16 protein-coding genes are annotated in these 19,968 nt (G+C 41.0%); 12 read left to right on the top strand and 4 right to left on the bottom strand.

Annotated features, from left to right (window positions below; all coding sequences use genetic code 11):
* The first annotated feature begins 133 nt into the window (after positions 1–133).
* The 4 genes from V6C11_RS07725 (at position 134) to V6C11_RS07740 (ending at position 4,983) form a co-directional block, all read left to right on the top strand.
* Positions 134–844 (top strand): hypothetical protein, encoded by a 711-nt coding sequence (locus tag V6C11_RS07725; RefSeq protein ID WP_333530561.1) that lies wholly within the window; start codon positions 134–136, stop codon positions 842–844.
* Between the two features lie 88 nt (positions 845–932).
* On the top strand, positions 933–1,604 hold the full coding sequence (locus V6C11_RS07730) for a response regulator transcription factor (protein WP_333530562.1): 672 nt from the start codon (positions 933–935) through the stop codon (positions 1,602–1,604).
* Positions 1,601–2,914 carry a sensor histidine kinase gene (locus V6C11_RS07735; protein WP_333530563.1) on the top strand — a complete coding sequence of 438 codons (1,314 nt, stop codon included), beginning with the start codon at positions 1,601–1,603 and terminating at the stop codon, positions 2,912–2,914. Before V6C11_RS07730 ends, V6C11_RS07735 begins: the two co-directional genes overlap by 4 nt.
* A 284-nt stretch (positions 2,915–3,198) precedes the next feature.
* Positions 3,199–4,983 (top strand): transporter substrate-binding domain-containing diguanylate cyclase, encoded by a 1,785-nt coding sequence (locus tag V6C11_RS07740; RefSeq protein WP_333530564.1) that lies wholly within the window; start codon positions 3,199–3,201, stop codon positions 4,981–4,983.
* 235 nt (positions 4,984–5,218) lie between these two features.
* Here the strand turns inward: V6C11_RS07740 and V6C11_RS07745 are convergent, their stop codons facing one another.
* Positions 5,219–7,012: a MutS family DNA mismatch repair protein gene (locus tag V6C11_RS07745; RefSeq protein WP_333530565.1), complete on the bottom strand. Its 1,794-nt coding sequence runs from the start codon at positions 7,010–7,012 to the stop codon at positions 5,219–5,221.
* A gap of 174 nt (positions 7,013–7,186) precedes the next feature.
* Here V6C11_RS07745 and V6C11_RS07750 point away from each other — a divergent pair, with 174 nt between their 5' ends.
* From V6C11_RS07750 to V6C11_RS07765, 4 genes are all read left to right on the top strand, one after another.
* Entirely contained in the window at positions 7,187–8,866 is a 1,680-nt protein-coding gene (locus V6C11_RS07750) for a putative bifunctional diguanylate cyclase/phosphodiesterase (protein WP_333530566.1), read from the top strand.
* Positions 8,867–8,994: 128 nt separating this feature from the next.
* On the top strand, positions 8,995–10,362 hold the full coding sequence (locus V6C11_RS07755; protein WP_333530567.1) for an N-acetylmuramoyl-L-alanine amidase: 1,368 nt from the start codon (positions 8,995–8,997) through the stop codon (positions 10,360–10,362).
* 93 nt (positions 10,363–10,455) lie between these two features.
* On the top strand, positions 10,456–11,064 hold the full coding sequence (locus tag V6C11_RS07760; RefSeq protein ID WP_333530568.1) for a LysE/ArgO family amino acid transporter: 609 nt from the start codon (positions 10,456–10,458) through the stop codon (positions 11,062–11,064).
* 122 nt (positions 11,065–11,186) lie between these two features.
* Positions 11,187–13,100, top strand: a complete 1,914-nt coding sequence (locus V6C11_RS07765) for a methyl-accepting chemotaxis protein (RefSeq protein WP_333530569.1) — start codon at positions 11,187–11,189, stop codon at positions 13,098–13,100.
* A gap of 294 nt (positions 13,101–13,394) precedes the next feature.
* Here the strand turns inward: V6C11_RS07765 and rarD are convergent, their stop codons facing one another.
* On the bottom strand, positions 13,395–14,348 hold the full coding sequence (gene rarD / locus V6C11_RS07770; protein WP_333530570.1) for an EamA family transporter RarD: 954 nt from the start codon (positions 14,346–14,348) through the stop codon (positions 13,395–13,397).
* A gap of 159 nt (positions 14,349–14,507) precedes the next feature.
* Here rarD and V6C11_RS07775 point away from each other — a divergent pair, with 159 nt between their 5' ends.
* Positions 14,508–15,233 carry a YwiC-like family protein gene (locus tag V6C11_RS07775; protein ID WP_333530571.1) on the top strand — a complete coding sequence of 242 codons (726 nt, stop codon included), beginning with the start codon at positions 14,508–14,510 and terminating at the stop codon, positions 15,231–15,233.
* Between the two features lie 647 nt (positions 15,234–15,880).
* Positions 15,881–16,579 carry a response regulator transcription factor gene (locus tag V6C11_RS07780; RefSeq protein ID WP_333530572.1) on the top strand — a complete coding sequence of 233 codons (699 nt, stop codon included), beginning with the start codon at positions 15,881–15,883 and terminating at the stop codon, positions 16,577–16,579.
* Positions 16,580–16,630: 51 nt separating this feature from the next.
* Here V6C11_RS07780 and V6C11_RS07785 read toward each other — a convergent pair whose 3' ends face one another.
* Both V6C11_RS07785 and V6C11_RS07790 read right to left on the bottom strand, forming a co-directional pair.
* Positions 16,631–17,005, bottom strand: a complete 375-nt coding sequence (locus tag V6C11_RS07785) for a YlbF family regulator (protein WP_333530573.1) — start codon at positions 17,003–17,005, stop codon at positions 16,631–16,633.
* Positions 17,006–17,071: 66 nt separating this feature from the next.
* On the bottom strand, positions 17,072–17,806 hold the full coding sequence (locus V6C11_RS07790; protein WP_333530574.1) for a YkgJ family cysteine cluster protein: 735 nt from the start codon (positions 17,804–17,806) through the stop codon (positions 17,072–17,074).
* Positions 17,807–18,335: 529 nt separating this feature from the next.
* Here V6C11_RS07790 and V6C11_RS07795 point away from each other — a divergent pair.
* Positions 18,336–18,938 carry a 4Fe-4S dicluster domain-containing protein gene (locus V6C11_RS07795; protein ID WP_333530575.1) on the top strand — a complete coding sequence of 201 codons (603 nt, stop codon included), beginning with the start codon at positions 18,336–18,338 and terminating at the stop codon, positions 18,936–18,938.
* Between the two features lie 2 nt (positions 18,939–18,940).
* Positions 18,941–19,813 (top strand): CoB--CoM heterodisulfide reductase iron-sulfur subunit B family protein, encoded by an 873-nt coding sequence (locus tag V6C11_RS07800; RefSeq protein WP_333530576.1) that lies wholly within the window; start codon positions 18,941–18,943, stop codon positions 19,811–19,813.
* Positions 19,814–19,968 lie beyond the last annotated feature (155 nt).

The raw sequence follows: 19,968 nt of genomic DNA on the forward strand, positions 1-19,968 counted from the left end.
ACATCCCCATCAACCATATAATGTTATTTATTCAAACTTATTCCTGAATACCTTGTTTGGATGTACTTGAAATTGTAAGAATGAGTGAGTAAATGAAAGAAAAACTTATTTCATTGAGGGAGGAATAAACGAAATGAAAAACTGGCAAACCAAAGCTGTATCCACTCTTTTGGCCTTTGCTGTATTGGTACCCTCTGCTGCCTTTGCCGCTGATGCAGTCAATGGTAAGGCGGAGCTGGCAGGCCATAAAGGCTTTGCCCACCACCAACCCTTTAATCAAGAAAAACAGCAGGAGTTCAATGAGAAGCTTATTGAACTGGTAACCAAATATACACCAGACAGCTTGACAGAATGGCAAAGTGCCCTGGCTAAGCAGGACCAGTTAAGGGAAGAGATGAAGGACAAGCGGCCTGTCAATGAGCAAAGGCCGGAATTATCCGAGGAAGTAAAAGCTAAAGTAGAGGCCATCCGTGAAGATGTTAAAAATGGAAAAATAACCAAAGAACAAGCACAGGAACAACTACAGGCCCTTGGCCTAGAAAAGATCCGAGATAAAAAAGGCTTCAAAGGGCAACCTCAACTATCCGATAAAGCAAAGCAACAACTCCAAGTGACCCGGGAAGATGTAAAAAGCGATAAATTGACCAAGGAACAAACGAAAGAAGAAATGAAAAAACGCAATCTTGATCTTAGAAAAGACGCTAAAGATAACCCAATGGCTTCGTTCCATGAGGCAATAGCAGCCAACGATGAAACTAAAATTAAAGAATTTTTGCCTCAGATGTTAGAACAATTGAAGGAGAAAAACCAGCAGTTGTCCAATAAATTAACAGAATCAAATTAAGGAAGCAAAACCAGACTCCCTACTGATTGGGGGTCTGGGCTTTTTCATATGGGGCGGAAGGCCAATTTACAGGTAGGGTGTGTGGGAGATGTATCAAATTTTTTTAGTTGAGGATGAATTAAACTTAAACCAGATCCTAACCTCCTATTTGCAAAAGGAAGGTTGGGAAGTGCGGTCATTTACAAATGGGCAATCTGCCTTGGGAGTTATTGATGAATGTCCCCATCTCTGGATTCTTGATATTATGCTGCCGGACATTGATGGTTACCAACTGCTGCGACGCATTAAAGAGGAAGCACCAGGCATGCCGGTGATTTTTATCTCAGCCCGGGATGCTGATATAGATCGTATTATGGGTCTGGAAATGGGCAGCGATGATTATTTGGCAAAACCTTTCCTGCCCAGGGAACTGGTTATCCGTGCCCGGAGGGTTCTGGAACGGGTATACAATAAGTTTGCAGAGTTAGAAAAACCAAACCTATATCTGGAACCCTATCTGTTGGATGAGTCGAAGCGTGAAATCAGCAGGGATGACCGGGTTATTGAGTTAACCTCAAAGGAATATGATTTAGCGTTATTTTTTACTAAGCACAAGGGGCAGGCACTTTCTCGGGAGCAAATTATTAACTGGGTTTGGGGAGAGGATTATGTTGGTACCGACCGTTCGGTGGATGACTTGGTACGGCGCATCAGAAAAAAGCTGCCGGAGTTACGCATTGAAACGGTTTATGGCTATGGCTACAGGGTGCTGGCAAAATGAAAAACCTATCGCTGACGGTTAAAATATGGCTGGCCATTTCCGTGGTTAGCTTATCATTGTACCTGGTGGTACTAATCTTCACCCCTCATCTCATTCGCAGTTTCTTTAATGATAAAATGCTGGAACCGGTGCCGCCCCGCGAACCACCCAGGAGTCAAGTGGAACCACTGAATGACCGGGGTTTTCATATACGCAGTTTTATCATGCTGGGGGATGGAACAACCTTACCCCTGCAGGCTAAACAAGCTTTTCAGCAGTCCTTTTTACAAGAAATAAAGCAAAATGCAGAATCCCAGCTATTGTCTAAGGAACTCTATGAAAGCCGCAATGGGCAGATTGCCATTCGCTACGTTATAATCAAAGACATGGCTTATGAACGCCCCCTGTATCAGGTTATGTTTTTAAGAAAACCGGAGGAGGATCGGTTTGTCAAGGAGTTCTTATTTAATCTGATGCTCTATGTGGGGCTTGCTCTGGTGGCCAGTTGGTTTGTGTCGCTATTCATCGTGCGCTACCTCACCCGACCCCTTACGCTGATGGAACAGCATGTTAAGCGCATTGCCAATCGGAATTGGCATGAGCCTTTGGCAATAAAGAGAAATGATGAAATTGGCCAGTTGGCTGCCTCGATTGATACCATGCGACAGCAACTCATTCAACAAGATGAAACGCAGCAAACCATGCTGCAAAATATATCACATGAATTGAAAACACCGGTGATGGTTATTCGCAGCTATGCCCAAGCGATGAAGGATGGTATCTACCCAAAGGGTGATCCGAACGGGAGTATCGAGGTGATCGACGAAGAAGGGGCCAGATTGGAGAAATTAATTAAACAACTTCTTTATTTAACACGTCTGGATTATTTGTCAAACAGAAAGCCGATGCAGGAAGAGGTACAATTTGATAAGTTGATCGAAAAAAGTGTCCAGCGGCTAAGCCTGCAAAGGCCTGACATAACCCTGCAGTTAGACCTCCAGGAAGGTACCGTAATGGGTGATGCAGAAACCTTGCGGGCCATGGTTGAAAACCTTTTCGACAATCATCTGCGTTATGCAAAGTCACGAATTGAGATCAATCTCAGGTTTAATAGGAATCACGAAGTCATGCTCACCCTTTGGAATGATGGTTCCCAGATCGAGCCCCATATTTTACAGGGTATATTCAAGCCCTTTCAGAAAGGCCATGAAGGAAAATATGGCCTGGGTCTAACCATTGTACAGCGAATACTTAAATTACATCAGGGTGAAATTGTCCTGACCAATGAACGGGACGGCGTTTTGAGTGTTGTAAAAATGAAAGTAGATTAGTAGCCGGGGTCAGGCCCGCAGCATGGCAGGATTATGTTTTACTTTTACAATATTGCCATGCTGCAGGCCTGACCCCATTCAGTTTCCTTAAGTCTTCCGTTGTTGGGTTATTATGGCAGTTGAAAACCTTAAACTTGTATGGAGGAGATATATATTAGATAGTATAATAAGGGTTAACTTAGCCTGCAAAATTTTGAATTGTGTTTTTTGCATAGAGGGTTGGTTGAGTAAATAATCCATGTGGGGTACATATATCCGTTGCTTAGCTGATGGGGGAATGCTACATGATTCTTGATGGGTACAAAAACATTATTTTTTACAAACGGATGGTTAAAAAAACCCTGCTGGTAAGTATTTGCTGGTTTTTTGTAATGGTATTGGCAATCACTGCAGAGGCCCGGCCCTTAAATTTGACACAGGAGGAAAAGGAATATATTTCAAAAAACCCGGTACTAAAGGTAATAACGCTAGATGGAGCAGCACCCCTTCAATATGCTGATGAAAATGGAGAAATGCAGGGCATTTCCCGTCATGTAATGGATGAAATCTCCAAGCTGACAGGGCTTGTTTTTGAATATAAGATGGTAGATTCGTTGGATCAAGTCTTAAAAGAAAAAGCGGATATTTTTGTTGGGATTCCCTATAATTATTCCAGTTATTCCTTTCCTGACATGGTTTTATCCCGACCGTTTCTAAAGTCCTCAACGATTCTCTATGTACATTCTTCAGTCAATGCAAATAAACTGAATGATAAAATCTATGCTGCTGTAAAAGGCAGTAAACTTCCGAAAGGAATCAAAGAAGAAAATGCGATTTACTTTAACACCCGGGAAGAGAGTTTGGATGCCGTAGAATCTGGAGAAGCAGATTATGGTTATGGTAATGCATATTCGGTGGTATTTTATACACTTCAGAATGGCTATAATCATATTGTGACCATTCCACAGGAAAAGGAGCCAAGGGAATACTGCCTGGGGTTTATCAACAAAGATAAATTATTAGAAGTTATTATAAATAAATCATTGGGTGCAATCAGTGAAAATCAAATGCAGAATATCGTTCTGGATGTTACCTCCCATGTTGAAAGAAAAATTACCCCCGCAATGCTTTTTAAATCCTATGGCTCAGAAATAGCGGTCATTGCTTTTGTTGTCATTGCTTTACTGACATATGGAATTTATTGCAATATCAACTCAAATATCAAGCTAAAAGTGCAGAATAAACGGTATGAGGTTCTGGCTGAAATTTCCAACGAGTATCTTTATGAATATGACATAAAGAAGGATTTGCTGGTGTTGTCTGAGAAGTGCAGCCAGCTTTTTAAAATACAGGGAACCATTGATGAATCCAGCGGCATGCTGAAAAATAGCTTAGTGAATTTACAGTTTAAAAACCCCAATGCGGAATTGCTATGTAAACCGGAAAGATATAACACAACCTACGAAATAAAACTGCCTCTGGCTGACGGTGGGGCGGGCACGTTTAAAGTAATTAACTCCAGTGTATGTGACAGCAATGGAAAAGTAGAATATATCATTGGAAAACTAATTGACATCAGTGAGGAAGCTGCAGAAAAAGAAGCTCTTATTTCCAAGGCCCAAAGGGATGGCTTAACCGGTCTGTATAATGCTGCAACCAGTAAGGAGCTGATTGTGGAAAGGATCGCTCAGCGGTGCCATGGTACCATGGATGCTTTTTTGCTGGTAGATTTGGATTTGTTTAAAAATGTAAACGACCGTCTTGGCCATCATACAGGTGATCGGGTACTGCAAGATTTAGCAAGGGATTTGAAACGTATCTTCCGAAACACTGATATCATTGGACGTCTTGGTGGTGATGAATTCTGCATATATATGAAGGATATCCCTTCGGGTGAATTTGTGCAGAGAAAATGTCAGCAATTGAGTAAGTTTGTGCATAAAACCATAGATGGCGTAACAATATCCGTCAGCATTGGCATCGTATTGGTGAATGAAACAAAACCATATGAAAAAGTGTTTCAAGTGGCGGATGCTGCCCTATATCAGGCAAAGCGCAATGGCAGAGGACAATATGTTGTTTCCAGGTAAAAAAGATACTTTTCAATGATGAATGCCTTTTTGATAAAAAGTATCCTGAATTTAAGGGGGGTCTAGTTATACAACCTGACTTTTGTAGTTGAATCGATAAGAAACAGTCTTAAACCCTGATGAATAACTCAAAACCCGGTAAGCCTTGAAAGATAAGGACCGGGTTTTAATTTTTTGTTTTCTTTTCGCTAGAAGTATTTGTCGTGTCGACACAATGACTGCTTGTTTGTGTAGATTAAACATCAATACCAATCATTTTCATTAGAGCGATGGCATTGGTGGTCTGGGAAACCCCTTCCTTCAAGCGGTAATCGAAGGTCATTTCATTATTTATGATTGCGTCCGTAAAATGGTAATTTTTAATGCGTTGCGGATATTCTGATGCCAGGGTACTAAGCTCCAGGTCATGGGTGGTAACAAAACCAATCACCGATTGCTTGGCTAAATTTTTAATAATTGTTCTGGCGCCGGCTATGCGATCCCGGGAGTTGGTACCTCTGAATATTTCATCCAACAGGAAAATCAGAGGGTGGCCCTGGTTGGCAGCTTCTATGACTAATTTTATGCGTTTCAGTTCCGCATAAAAGGAAGAAATACTTTGCTCCAGGTTATCCTGAATTCGCATACTGGTGTAAATGTTCATGAGAGAACAGTGCATGTTTTTGGCGCAGGCAGGTGCTCCGGCATAGGCCAGCACAAGGTTAATACCCACTGTGCGCAGCAGAGTACTTTTGCCGGACATATTGGAACCGGTAATAATATGGATGGTCCCGGGCTGAGGCAAAGAGACATTGTTAGAGATTCGGGATGCTTCATTTATTAATGGGTGTCCCAGGTCGGTGGCCGAAAAGGATGGCCCAGCCTCAGAGACCTTGGGAAAGACCCAATGTGGATTGTCATGGGCCAGAGCTGCTATGCTGGACAAAGCTTCGAATTGACCGATAATTTCAAACCACTCTTCCAAAAATAGACCATACCGAGACTTCCATTGATCCATAGCACGTATTGTATAGAGATCCCAGAAGATTAAGGCATTAATAAAATGATAGACCACCGAGTTTCTTAAATTAATTAAAGTAGCTATTTTAGCCAGTGCCTTAATTTGTTGGGAAGCCTTTTGATCCTTCTGCACCAATTTTTTCTGGAGTGTCACCAGCAGTGGGGCCTGAAAAGTTGCTTCCTCAATATGCTTCAAAAGCAGCACAAGACGTTCCAATTCTTCTGAGATTCTTTCCGTATTTTGCAAGGATTTGGCTATAAAAACCTGACCCACAACTACCAATAGTACTTGCAAAATTAAGAGGGCCAAAGGCACAGAGGTAGGAACGATGCGATATGCCATTAAAATTAAACAGACCAAGGTGGTCAAGGGCAATAGCCAGAGTAGATAAATGTATGTTTTATTTGCCAAAAGGGGTCCTTGTTTGGCCCATTCCCATAAATTAACCAGGTCATTTTGCCTGTACTGGGTGGACATACCAGTGGCTTGCAGGTGTTGGCGCCAGGACAAGCGGGAGGATAAATCCTGAATCGCCATCTGGCGGTCGTTAATATCCTCTGCACGGGTTGGGCCAAGGAACAGCTTTGCTAGTGCCTGCTCTCCCGTAACCAGATTGGCGGCGTTGATATATTGAAAGAGTGAGTCTTGACCAAAGATATTGAGGTCACTGGCAAAGGGATGTTCCGGATCTAGAAATGATTCCCCACGCCAGGAAAACTTTGTCCAGTGGCCGGAAATTCTGGCCAAGGCCCAAAGATTAATCTGAAGCAAGTTTTCTATATGAATTATTTTCCTTCTTACTTTTTTATGCTTTTGTACCATTAGCACAAACACGAAAAGAACGGGTAGAACATAAAAATAAAAGTTTGGGAAACCCTTCATATAGCCATAAATCAATAAGCCAACCATACTTAGGGCGGCCAGACTGCGGTATAGAACAAGTGAATTATCTGTCTTCCTTAGCCCAGCTAGCTGACCTTCATACTGTTTCTTGTTGTTTTGATAATGCCTCTTTATCGTAGTTTCCATAAATTGCTCCCCAAGAGTTAATTTCTGTTATTCTATCATAAACCGAAGAGGTCATACAAAAATAAATAGATGACAGTACTTTTTTTATTACCAACTGAAGGTAATCCTGATTATTTATGGAAGTTAGTGAATAAACTATTTTAGCTAGATTAACAGGCGAGGGGGTGATGTTAGGTGCATTGTGAACAGGTGAACTTGCAGCAGTTTGATAAAGAATACTTTAAAACTATTTTCGAAAAGGCAGCCATGGGTATTGCTATCACCGATTTAGATGGCAGTTTAATTGAAAGCAATGCAGCACTGCAGCAAATACTGGGGTATAGTGAAGAAGAATTGATCGGTAAATCCTACAAGGAAGTTACTCACCCCGGTAACTTACAGGAAAGTACGAATTTATATCAGGAAATATTAACGGGAAAACGTGACTCCTTCGAAATGGTTAAACGGTATTTTCATAAGAGCGGCAGAATTATTTGGGCTAGGCTTATTGTTTCTTCTATACAACAAAAATTATTTATCTGTCTGGTGGAGGATATAACCGTACGAAAAAAAGCCGAAGAGCAAATGGCCTATCTGGCTACCCATGATTATTTAACCCAAATACCCAACCGATATTCATTAGAGGAAAGGCTAAAGAAGGCTATCGAGGAAGCCAAGGGCGGCCAGGCAAAGGCACTGGTACTGATCGATGTAGATAATTTTAATCTGGTTAATGACGTGCTGGGTCATGCTGGCGGCGATGAACTATTAATATCACTGGTGTCAGCTTTAAAAAATCATCTTGGAGCGGATGATTTCATTGCCCGTTTATCCGGGGACGAATTTGCTTTATTGCTAGAAGCGGAAAATTTACAGCAAGTAAATGAGGTAGCGGAAAAAATCAGAATGTCCATTGAACAAGCAGAGATCTGTATTGTCAGACAAAGGGTTTGTTATTACCTAACCATCAGTATGGGTGTTGTCATGGTGGATGGAACACTGGATAGCAAGGAACTTTTAACCCATGCTGATATTGCAGTGCGTATGGCCAAGGAAAGGGGGAAAAACAGGGTCGTGCTTATTTCCCCCAATGAAATAGCGGCTGCCAATTTTTCTAGGACCACGGAAATGGTTGATATTGTTCGGACGGGAATTAGAGAAAACCGCTTTATCTTACTCTTTCAACCGGTGGTAAACAATTACGAAGAAAACATCGTACACTACGAGGTTCTGCTACGCTTAAGGGACCCACAGGGGCAGATATTATTACCCGGGGAGTTTATTCCCATCGCAGAAAAATTTGGCTTAATGTCACAGATTGATCAGTTAGTGGTAGAGAGTGCCATAAAAATCCTAGAAAAGAATCCGGAAATCAAACTTTTTGTCAACCTTTCTGGCGTAAGTCTGGGAGATAAGAAACTGTTACAAATCATTGAGGGAGAGATTTTTAGCAGCGGGATAGATGCCTCTCGTCTGGGTTTTGAGATAACGGAAACCGTGGCAGTAAAGGATTTTGTTCAAGCAGGGCACTGGATTAATAGATTAAGAGAACTGGGCTGCCCCTTTGCCTTGGATGACTTTGGTATTGGTTTTTCTTCCTTTAATTATCTTCGGGAATTACCGGTGGATTATATAAAAATTGATGGTTCCTACGTGCGTAATATACACCAAGACCCTACTCAGCTGGCCTTTGTGCAGGCAATTCAAACAGTTGCCAATTCTCTAGGCAAAAAGACCGTAGCGGAGTTTGTTGAAAATGATGAAATTATTCAAGAACTCAGGAAACTGGGGGTAAATTTTTCCCAGGGTTATTACATTGGAAAACCAGCCGGAGAATCGCAATTTAGCGGAGGACACAAAGGGTATGAAGGCTAACGGCCTTTCATACCCTTTAATTTTCCTTTTAGGAAAGGGCGTTTGTCCGCCATAATCTTAAAAAGTTATAAATTCCCCCCCTAAACCACTTAATTTTACAGTATAATTTGATAGGGGAGGAGAGGACATTGAAAAAACTATACAGTATCATAATGATTGTTTGCTTCCTATTCGCAGCAACACCGGCACTGGCCAAGACACCAGAATTGATGATTAATGACCAATTCATTGAGACCGATGTTGCACCACAAATTATTAATAGCCGGGTATTGGTTCCTTTAAGGGTGATTTCCGAATCCCTTGGGGCATTTGTGGATTGGGAAAAAAGCACGCAAACTGTAACGATTACGGACCAGAACAATGTACTTAAATTAAAACTTAATAATAAAACTTCATATATAAATGGCATACCCAACCAGATGGATGTTCCGCCACAGATGATGGCCAATCGGACAATGGTACCACTGAGGTTTATCAGTGAACAGCTAGGTGCAACGGTAAATTGGCAGGGCAATGAAAAAAGGGTTATTATTGAGCGGGTTCAGAATAACCACCAGGACCAAGATGATGATGCGGATGGAAGTGGGTCTGTTAACAGAGAACTTACGGATATTTCCCTTGTAGAAACAGAAGACCAAGCGGTAATTGAAATATCCGTAAAACAAGGCACGAACAATGTTTTTGAGTTAAAGAATCCAGATCGGATTGTCTTTGATCTAGCGAATACAGCCCAAAGGGTGGGTGCTGACCCAACCATAGAGAGTCAATTTTTAGATGCGATAAAATTGGGTGTTCACCCTGGTGACGTAACAAGGGTGGTGCTCCAACTGAAGGACCGGACTACCACTGGGTATCAAGCAAACCAGCTGGAGGACAAGCTGATGATCACTTTGACCAAAAGGGAACCAGCACCACCCGAAGAAGGGTACACCAATAAAGTGGTTAACAGTCAGAGTAACCTTATTGTCATTGATCCGGGCCATGGAGGTAAAGACGTAGGAGCGATTGGAGCCAGCGGCAGATGGGAAAAAACCGTCAACCTAGCCATATCCCAGAAATTAAAAAATACTCTGGAGGACCGTGGCTTTTCTGTGGTAATGACAAGGGAAGAAGATGCTGCTTTCCTATCTTTAGACGAGAGAGCTCAATTGGCCAATCGGCTCAACCCCCTTTGCTTTATTAGCATCCATGCCAATGCTGCGGCGAATTCCGGGGTATCAGGATTAGAAACCTATGCATTTTACGGTAGCGATAAAACCCTTGCGGATTTAATTCACAGAGCTATTTTAACCAAGACCCATCAAGTGGATCGTAAGGTGAAGGAAGCAGGCTTCTATGTTATTAAACATACCAAAATGCCGTCCGTTCTAGTGGAGACAGGCTTCATTTCAAATCCCCAGGAAGATCAGTTCTTGTTTGAAGACAGCAATCAGATGCTAATAGCCGAGGCCATTGCTGAGGCTGTTGTCCAGTTTAAAAAGCTCTATCATAAATAGCGTTAACCAAGCTCAGCCAGATATTAAATAGGCTGAGCTTAATTTTGCTCTGGTCCTTCGTACTAGAAGTAACAGAGGATGGGAGGATTAGAAATGGATGCTTTTATTCACGGGTTTTTATTGGCCTTTGGTCTAATACTCCCCTTGGGGGTACAAAATGTTTTTGTATTTAACCAGGGAGCCAACCAACCCACCCTATTTAAGGCAGCTCCGGTTATTATTACTGCCGCAATTTGCGATACCATGCTTATAGCGATGGCTGTACTAGGTGTATCCGTCCTCGTACTAAAGCTTAACTGGTTAAATACTGTATTGTATGGTTTAGGAATAATATTTTTAATTTATATGGGCTGGGCCACTTGGCGCAGCACAGTTGGCAGCAACGCCGAGGAACAACCAGAAGCGATGCCTCCTAAAAAGCAGATATTATTTGCGGCCTCAGTTTCGTTACTCAATCCCCATGCTATTCTTGATACAGTAGGTGTCATTGGCACCAGCTCACTTCATTATTCCGGTAATGACAAGTGGCTGTTTGCCCTAGCAGCCATTCTAGTTTCCTGGTTTTGGTTTATTGGCTTAGCTTTGGCAGGTAGACTATTAGGCAAAAAAGATGGGGAGGGCAAGTGGCTTAAAGGGTTAAACAAAATTTCAGCATTGATTATTTGGGGTACAGCCGTATACCTTGTACATTCCTTGATTTAATTGACCCTTTTAGGTCAATATTTTGGCATTGTCAATTACAAGACATTTCACAATCTAGATAGTTGTTAAAATATGTTATTAATGCCATGAAAAATTTATAATATTCTGGAAGGGGTTGCATAATGAAGGGAGCGGGCAAAGTATGGTGGGGAAGTTTACGAGTGAGGTTGTTAATCTCATTTATTGTAATAACTTTACTACCCCTGGGTGGCTACAGTTTTTATAGCATTAACAAGTCAAAAATGATTCTTAAAGAACAATATGGTATCCAAACACAACAGTTATTAAGCACCAATTTAAGTGACATATTAGAGGCTGAACAAAGAATTGTCATGGAACTAGCCCATACCCCCATTGTAAAATCGATGAATTACCAACAAGCGGAGCCATATTTTCAACGTTTTATTAAGGATAACCCACAGTATTCTCACCTTTTAATTTGTGATCCCACAGGAACTGAAATTGCCCACTCAGAGGGTGCTGAACATCATGGGAAAAACATTGCGGATAAGGAGTATTTCAAAACACCTTGGGAAACGAGTAAATCTGTTATTGCCGATGCTACCTTTTCTACCAGCACAGGTCGCAAAATTGTCGGTTTGGGTGCCCCTATCTATAATGAAGCCAATGAAAAGATTGGGGTCGTGGTTGGTTTTATTAAATTAGAATTTATATCCGATCGTGTAACCAGTAAGAAGATATCCCAAAATGGCTATACCTTTATGCTAAATAAAAATGGTGAATACATTGGTCACCCAGAAACGAAAAAGCTACTGGAGGAAAACCCTCTCAAAGATAACGCCACGAATCAACAATACAAAGATATCCTAAAAAAGATGCTGGCCCAGGGAAGTGGTGTTGAGGAAACGGTTATTAATGATCATAAAATGATTATTAATTATAAACCAGCCAATATAAACGGGTGGTCTATTGCTGCCGTAAGCCCTCTGGAAGAAGTTTATGCTCTGTCTGACAAATTGGAGCAGGATACCTGGAAGGCAATGCTGATCATTGCGCTGCTTCTCTTAGTAGTAGTCACCTTCGTAACAAACTCCATTCTTAAACCAATTAAGCAATATGTGACACTGGTTGAAAAAGGCGATTTTTCCTACAGGATTACAGGGAATGATGAATTAGGAACAGCATTTAAAAAATTAGCTAATGATTTACAAAGGATGCTGGCATCGATTGACAGTGGAATTGAAAAACTAACATCATCTTCTGAGTTGTTTAAAAATATTTCAGAGACTTCCGCTACAGCTGCCAATGACGTTTCTGGAAAGGTACAGAATATTGCAGAAGCAGCGCAGGTTCAAAGGGGTAAAATGTCTGAAATTAATACCTTTATCAGCAAGTTAAATAAGCAACTATTAAAAATGCAGGAAGAACTGGAAAACAGCCAAAGTTCTTCAGACCAGGCCTATTTTACTGCAAAAAATGGCCAGCATTTGGTAAAACAAATGGCTTCCTCAATTGAGACACTGAACCAAAAAACCCACCAAATAAATACAATTGTGGATACCATTAGTTCTATTGCTGATCAAACGAATCTTCTGGCCCTAAACGCGGCCATTGAGGCTGCCAGAGCAGGTGATTCGGGCCGTGGATTTGCCGTGGTAGCAGAGGAAGTAAGAAAGCTGGCATCCCAAAGCTCTGATGCTACCAACAAAATCGGGGCCTTAGTCCAGGATATTAGAAGTGACATTGACTCAGTGGTTGTCCTAACTGTAAAACAGGGTAATTCGAATAATGTCGTTAGTGCCTTTGAGGATATATTGGCAAAAAGCCAGGTTACATCGGACGGAGTAGCATCTTTGGTTGCAGTGTCTTCGGAAATCCGACGTGATAGTCAATTAATAGAAAAAGAGGTAGGGCAATTTGCTTCAATTATTGCTAAGACTGCAGAAGATGCGGTTGGTATTGCGGAATATACCCAGGAGCAAACAGCCACAGTTGAGGAGTTAACCAGTTCTGCAGAAGAATTAAACAACTTGGCTGCCAATATGAGAGAAGAGATTAATCGATTTAAGTATTAGGAAACCATTCGGTCACAAAGCGCTTTAGTGGTAACAAAAACAAGACGCCGTCCCACAGCGATTTCACTGCAGGGCGGCATAGAAGACTCCTCAAATTAATTATGTACTCAGATTTAGAAAAAATCAATAATAATTGCCCGTCATAATGAAAATTTTCCCCTGTACTTTTTAGGATAAAAGTTAAAGGAGTATTGCAAAACTACTTTCAAGTAGCAAGCAATACTCCTTTTTTAACAATTTGTAGATTCCTAACGATCCTTTGCTTTGCTCGGGGTGACAGTATGCTGGCTTTTCCTAGGTAACCTGTCGCTTCCCGTGGGATAACTTCTTGTAAAGGATGGTTTCCAATTGAATAAAAGGCTTCGTTTTGGCCAGGGAAAAAATAACCAGGGCAAACCAGATGATTGAAAAAGAGAGTAAATGGGTATGGTTAAAGGGTTCGTGATATATAAATACACCGATCATTAATGCCAATGTGGGAGCAATATATTGTAAAAAACCTACCAGAGAGAGGGGGAGGCGTTTTGCCCCACTGGCAAACAGAATCAGCGGTACGGCTGTAACCACACCAGCTCCCATTAACAGCAAGGATAGATAGGGAACATCTAGGCCAAAGGCACCGGCGCCGTTTTTATGAACATATAACAAATACCCTAGGGCAAAGGGTGTCATAAATAGTGTTTCAATCGCTATACCGGTGATAGCACTTACATTTACCATTTTCTTACTTAAGCCATATAAGGCAAAACTTGTAGCTAAGATAATGACAATCCAAGGCATGGCACCTGAGTGCAGAGCCATATTCAAAACCCCTAGGGTAGCTAATAAGAAAGAAAACATCTGCCAAAAAGAGAGTTTCTCCTTTAATACGATGATCCCAAGCAATACACTAATGAGAGGGTTTAAATAGTAACCCAAACTGGTTTCTATAATATGATTGTGATTAACAGCCCAGATATAAGTAAACCAGTTTACAGAAATTAAAGCGGAAGCTAAAAACATGGCAAAAAGTTTTTTCGGTTGTGAAGCGATTTGCCGAAATTCACAAATAAAGGATCGGAACTTACCGATGACTAACAACAATGCCAGTACAAACACAAAGGACCAGAAAAAGCGATGGGCCAGAATCTCATGGGAGGGGACACTTTGTACCATTTTCCAATAGATCGGGAGGATACCCCAGATTAAGTAAGAGCCACCTGTGACAAGTATGCCAAGGGAATGATTGTTTGTTTTTTTTATTTCCATTTTATTACCTCATAGATGTTTAAATATGTTTGCAATAAAGATTATATCACATAAAGGTTTATCCATCGGCAAGATATTATTAGATTATCATCCAAGTGTAATCCGTAGCACATACATCCCTTTGGCAATTCACTATACTAACCTATGAGGTGATTTTATATGTCTATTGTTTTGCCAAAGGAACATGGTGCTTGGGCCATGCTAATTGTGCCCTTTGTAGTGGGAGTAGTCCCTTATGGACCGACTTGGTTGCATTTGCCCCTTTTTTTAGGCTGGTTCTTCCTATATTTATCTTCCTGCCCACTGCGGATGCTTTTTCGAAATCCACAACAAACCAATAAACCTGTAAAATGGCTTGCTATATATAGCATCATCGGGACGACGTTTCTCATGATTCCCCTTTACTATCATTGGCAATTATTGTCCCTGGGTTTGCTGATGGTACCTCTATTAGGGGCAAACCTATATTTTGCAAGGGTGAAGCGTGAGCGGGAATTTGTAAATAATTTAAGTGGTATAGCAGCTTTGTCCCTGGGGTCTGTGGCCAGTATCTATGTAGCCGTAGGTGCTTGGACAGAGGAAGCCTTCTGGGTTTGGCTTTTTTGTGTGTTGTTTTTTGGTGGCAGCGTGTTCTTTGTTAAAACAAAGATACGTGAAAGGAATAATACCGTATTTCTCTATTACTCGTGGCTTTATCATGGTTTGCTGGTGTTATTACCTATTTTTCTATCCGAGTTTTTGCTTGCCCTTGCGTATTTGCCTAGTTTTGCTCGCTCCACTGCCCTCACCAAAAGAGAAATGTCCCCGTTGCAAATCGGTCAGGTGGAGATCTTGAATTCCCTATTCTTTACCGTAGCTATCATCAATTATTTAAAGTTAGCATAAAAGCTCAATCCCGCCCCAATGGAGCGGGATTGTTTTTCACTAGCAGAAACTAAAAAATAGGAAGGATGCTAGGAGAAGAGAAAAACTAGGGCTGCCACCCGCGTCTAGGGACTTTCGTGCCCTTTAGGGTATGACGCAAGCCAAGTTTTTCTAATGATTTCTGATTACAGAAGGGACAATAAATCTTTGGTGCAAAATAATAGTAGTAAATAGGGTAAATTGGTATCAGGGCTAGGAACCAAGCCCAGGACCATTTTTTAACCGGTGTAACATTTCTCTTACAGTTTAAGCAATACTTTTTCTCCCTCAATATAAATCACCCAATTTCCACTCTTTTTATACGATCAGAAAGTATAAGATATTGTTACCTAAAATACCAATGCTATGCTTCCACTTACGCAATGATTATTAAAAATGCAAGCTAAGTTTTTCGAGCTTAAGTGGATAAACTGTGTATAAGTCTGTGGACAAGGCGGTGTTTGTGTGGATAAATGTCTAATAAAATGGGATAGAGAGCATCGGAAAGGATACGCCAAAATAGTACTATTTAAAAGTGGAAAAAAATAATTAGTAATTATAGAAGGAATAAGCTAAATGTTTCCGAAGTATTTAGTAATAAATGTGTTTCTGGAGGGTAGTGGGTAATCATGAGCAATGGAACAATATTAATTGCGGACGATGATCATAGAATTGTCAAGATTGTTTCTCATAGTTTAGAGCAAGAGGGGTACAGAGTTATTACCGCTAAAGATGGGGAAGAGGCAGTTCAAATAGCCACAACCATGAAGCCAGACCTTGTTATTATGGATATCATGATGCCTAAACTTGACGGTTTAGAGGCCTCCCAGAAAATTAAAGCGAAAGTCGATGTACCCATCATAATTTTATCCGCCAAAGATGACGTTGTGGATAAGATAGTTGGTTTTAAAATGGGTGTAGATGATTATCAGACCAAACCTTTTAGTCCGGCGGAACTGGCCCTAAGGGTAAAAGCAGTGCTCAGAAGAAGCAAGCCAGTACCTGGGAATAAAAACAAGGAAATATTAGAGTATAACAATTTTTACATTGAATATGCCACTCGTTTAGTCCGTGTATGGGGACAGGAGGTCACTCTGACAGCAAAGGAATTTGATATGCTCTGGTTGATGGCATCACATCCTAATCAGATTTTTTCCAGATTGCAACTCCTTGAGCAGATTTGGGAAAGTCACTTTGAAGGTGACGAAGATACCGTTACCGTACACATTCGTAGACTAAGAAGAAAGATTGAACGGGATGCAGCCAGACCGGAATTAATTAAAACCGTTTGGGGAGTCGGCTATAAATTTGAAGCGGCCAAAGAATAACTAAAAAACAATGACCTGCACGAAGCATGTCATTGTTTTTTTAGTTATTCTTTAGTTAGTATCATCCTCAGTCATTGCTGGTTGCTCTTTGGCGCGGATGCCCTCACGAATCTTCGTACTGATGAGGGACATGATGCCTTGGAACTTTTCATGGGCCTCAAAGGAAGCTTTAACCACAGGGTTTTCAATGGCCTTAGCCTCTGTTTCCTGCATTTTTTGCTTGTCCTCTTCTGTTAATGGAAGACCGGCCAATTTCTTTTGTTGTATTTCCATTTGTAGCTTTTGTAAGCCCTCAACTAGGCTGCGGGCATTTTGGTCGTGCAGTAGGTTCGTTTCAGCTTGCTTCATATTGAGATATTCATCCGTTTCTGACAAGATCTTTCCTAATTCCACACACATATCGAGGGCTTCGTTGATTTTTGCCATGATATCTACCTCCTAATGTTAATTTCTTCACGGGTAAAGGAAATCCTCCCCAAAGGTAACTGAAACCTAGAATTGAAAAGCGAAGGCCTTGTCCAATATACTATCCAGCAATTCTCTGTTTCCTTCATTATATTGTTTCATTACTTTTATTTTTCGAGACCGTGCACCGGACCCTAAAATCGTATTTGCCAGATGTATCGGGTAGGGGAGCAGTGTACCCTCTTGGTCTACTAGGTCCTGGGAAAAATAATAGCAATCTAAGGTTCCGATCTGAGCGGCATAACCTGCTAATGTAGATTTTGCCAAATAAGAACCCATATCAGAAGTAACTTTATCACACCAAGGCAATTCGTAATCAATTATTTCCTGAGGGATAACCAGGTCATATTCTTCTTTAATCTTCTTGGCCAGTTGATGCAAACCGCGGTTACCTGTTTCAAAATCTTCTTTTGATAACAGGCCGTAAGAACGGCAAGTGAAGGGGCGCACCTCATATACCGAACACTGATTGCTTTCATTTAAAAAAGGACACTTTTGATTGCGATCGACTAATTCCAGATAAAAATATTCCGCAGACTTTTTTACAATGTTTTTCCATTCTGATTTTTGCTTGTCCCGAATATATCTATACAAATTTAAATATTCAATAAAGAAAGCAGGGGGACTACCCCAATTGCAGCATGTAGCACAGCCGATGCAGGACGTTTTAGGGAGTTTTTCATAGACTTCGGAGAGCTTAGTAAAAAAGTTGTTTTGGTCAGCTTTGCTAAGAGCAGAATATAATTCCACCTGTTGCAGCATAGATTCATCTCCTTAAATTTTTTTCCTGACTATGTACTAATTATAACAAATAACTGGCTGGCTGGCGATGCAGGAATAAAAAGAAGTTAATAAAAAGATTTTTGTAAAAAATTAAAGGATAATATATAATCACCTAGAATTATAGATCTAGAATTTATAGTTAAATAAAGCACAAGCAAAGGTCGCGTGAACGACAAGTTTACAGAGTAATTGCGAGAAAAAAGCATAAATATTAAACTTTTTAAAGAAATTTAGTGATATCTCTGCTTGTCAACTAAAAACGGTGGTGCTATAGTTAAATTAAGAAACCCCTTAAATCGTCAAATTAGTGTTATAAATTTCAATTATTAAGGTAATTCCTAAATGCGTTATATTTATTTAAAGAACGAAACAAGGAGGTGTCTGGAGGCATAACTGTGCTTGTGTGTGTTCGGATATTCACAAGGCCGAAGGGCTGCATAATTGAATGTCCGCTTGCTTTTGGCCAGTTAACAGTTTAAGAGTGCCCGAAGGGAAGTGAGGGAATTCAATGTCAGAAGCGATTGCAACGAAGAGGGCCGTGGTGAAATATGACTCGAAATTTACCAAAAAAGTCTATGGGATGGAAAATGGTAAATGGGTTAAGATGTGTATGCAATGTGGTATTTGCCCCACAACCTGCGCCCTCAAAGAAAAAATGGATCTTTCCCCAAGACGGATAATTCAGCTGATTCGGGCAGGTCATAAGGATGAAGTTCTTAAGGCCAATACGATGTGGTTATGTACTTCATGTTATACATGTGCCTGTCGTTGTCCCCGTGGAGTTCCCATGATGGATGTAATGCATGACTTGCGGCACCTAGCGGTGGAGAATGGTTATAGTCACGATTCCCAGGCTATGGCTGAAGTTTATGCCAAGGATGTTGCCAAGCGAGGACGCATTTGGGAAGGTGGACTCACACTAAACTATGGTTTAAAAATTGGTCTGGGCAGATTTATCAAGATGGCCTTAGATTTGCAAGATGTTGGTAAAAATATGATGCTTCATCGCCGGTTGACCCTTTTACCCCCAAAGGGTGTCAAAAACCCTGACAAACTCAGAGCAATATTAGAACGAGCTTCAGAAATTGCCCAAAGGGAGGGTGGCCACTAGTTATGAAGTACACATTTTACCCTGGCTGTGCCAGTGAGGGGACAGCCGTTAGTTACCATCACTCCGCTCTAGAAGTGGCAAAACTTCTGGGGTTGGAAATGAAAGAAATTGAAGATTGGAATTGTTGCGGCTCAACCGTGACATCCAGTGTCATTGGCCAATTTGCGGCCGATGTATTAGCTTCCAGAAATTTGGCCTTGGCTGAAAAAACAGGTCCAGAAGATGTTGTTACAACTTGTAGTTCCTGCTATGCTATATTGGGGAACGTAAATAAGAAGTTCAACAGTGAGCATTTTAAGGCAAATGCCAATGATGCCCTCAGTAAAGACAGTCTTAGTTATCACGGTGGGCTGAATGTGCGTATGCTGTTGGATGTAATGGTGTCTGAAGTGGGTTTAGAAAACATTGCCGCTAAAGTGGTCAAGCCCTTAAAGGGACTAAAAGTAGCTGGTTATGTGGGCTGCCAAACAGTAAGGGCCCTGAGGGAATTTGACAACTGGGAAAACCCTACCTTTTTAGATAACATAATTGACACCTTGGGCGCAGAACCTGTTAATTTTTCTCACAAACTCAAATGCTGCACAGGTGCAATGGCTTTAAGTTCTCCTGAGGTAACGATATCTGCACTATATCCCATCTTAAAAAGTGCCCATGATGCAGGAGCTGACCTAATTGTAACCCCTTGTCCCCTGTGTCAAATGAACCTAGACGCCTATCAGATTAAAGTCAATAAAGTATATGGCACGAACTATAACCTACCGGTATTATTCTTTACCCAGCTCATGGCTTTGGCTTTTGGTTTAGATAAAAAGAAAGCTGCTCTGGAATATTGCATTGTATCACCGGACAAGGCACTCCAAAGCCTTGGGGCATAATGTAGAAAAAAGTAGAAAAAGATAATTATTTTTTGCACAAAATCTTATAAAATTTATGAAAGTTAGCAGGAATATCAAAATATAGATAGAATAAGAGAAAGTAAAGAAAATCACAAACAAGACAAAAAAGTACCTTCCGGTACCCACTTTAGATA

It is taken from the genome of Desulfotomaculum sp. 1211_IL3151 (assembly GCF_036763075.1).
Classification (GTDB): Bacteria; Bacillota; Desulfotomaculia; order Desulfotomaculales; family Desulfotomaculaceae; genus Desulfotomaculum.

What these genes read in the sequence shown, in the direction of transcription:
- V6C11_RS07795 (WP_333530575.1), top strand. Translation starts at nt 18,336, where the DNA reads ATGTCAGAAGCGATTGCAACGAAGAGGGCCGTGGTGAAATATGACTCG.
- V6C11_RS07730 (WP_333530562.1), top strand. Translation starts at nt 933, where the DNA reads ATGTATCAAATTTTTTTAGTTGAGGATGAATTAAACTTAAACCAGATC.
- V6C11_RS07745 (WP_333530565.1), bottom strand. Translation starts at nt 7,012, where the DNA reads ATGGAAACTACGATAAAGAGGCATTATCAAAACAACAAGAAACAGTAT.
- V6C11_RS07740 (WP_333530564.1), top strand. Translation starts at nt 3,199, where the DNA reads ATGATTCTTGATGGGTACAAAAACATTATTTTTTACAAACGGATGGTT.
- V6C11_RS07775 (WP_333530571.1), top strand. Translation starts at nt 14,508, where the DNA reads ATGTCTATTGTTTTGCCAAAGGAACATGGTGCTTGGGCCATGCTAATT.
- V6C11_RS07765 (WP_333530569.1), top strand. Translation starts at nt 11,187, where the DNA reads ATGAAGGGAGCGGGCAAAGTATGGTGGGGAAGTTTACGAGTGAGGTTG.
- V6C11_RS07735 (WP_333530563.1), top strand. Translation starts at nt 1,601, where the DNA reads ATGAAAAACCTATCGCTGACGGTTAAAATATGGCTGGCCATTTCCGTG.
- V6C11_RS07790 (WP_333530574.1), bottom strand. Translation starts at nt 17,806, where the DNA reads ATGCTGCAACAGGTGGAATTATATTCTGCTCTTAGCAAAGCTGACCAA.
- V6C11_RS07800 (WP_333530576.1), top strand. Translation starts at nt 18,941, where the DNA reads ATGAAGTACACATTTTACCCTGGCTGTGCCAGTGAGGGGACAGCCGTT.
- V6C11_RS07725 (WP_333530561.1), top strand. Translation starts at nt 134, where the DNA reads ATGAAAAACTGGCAAACCAAAGCTGTATCCACTCTTTTGGCCTTTGCT.
- V6C11_RS07785 (WP_333530573.1), bottom strand. Translation starts at nt 17,005, where the DNA reads ATGGCAAAAATCAACGAAGCCCTCGATATGTGTGTGGAATTAGGAAAG.
- V6C11_RS07780 (WP_333530572.1), top strand. Translation starts at nt 15,881, where the DNA reads ATGAGCAATGGAACAATATTAATTGCGGACGATGATCATAGAATTGTC.
- rarD (WP_333530570.1), bottom strand. Translation starts at nt 14,348, where the DNA reads ATGGAAATAAAAAAAACAAACAATCATTCCCTTGGCATACTTGTCACA.
- V6C11_RS07760 (WP_333530568.1), top strand. Translation starts at nt 10,456, where the DNA reads ATGGATGCTTTTATTCACGGGTTTTTATTGGCCTTTGGTCTAATACTC.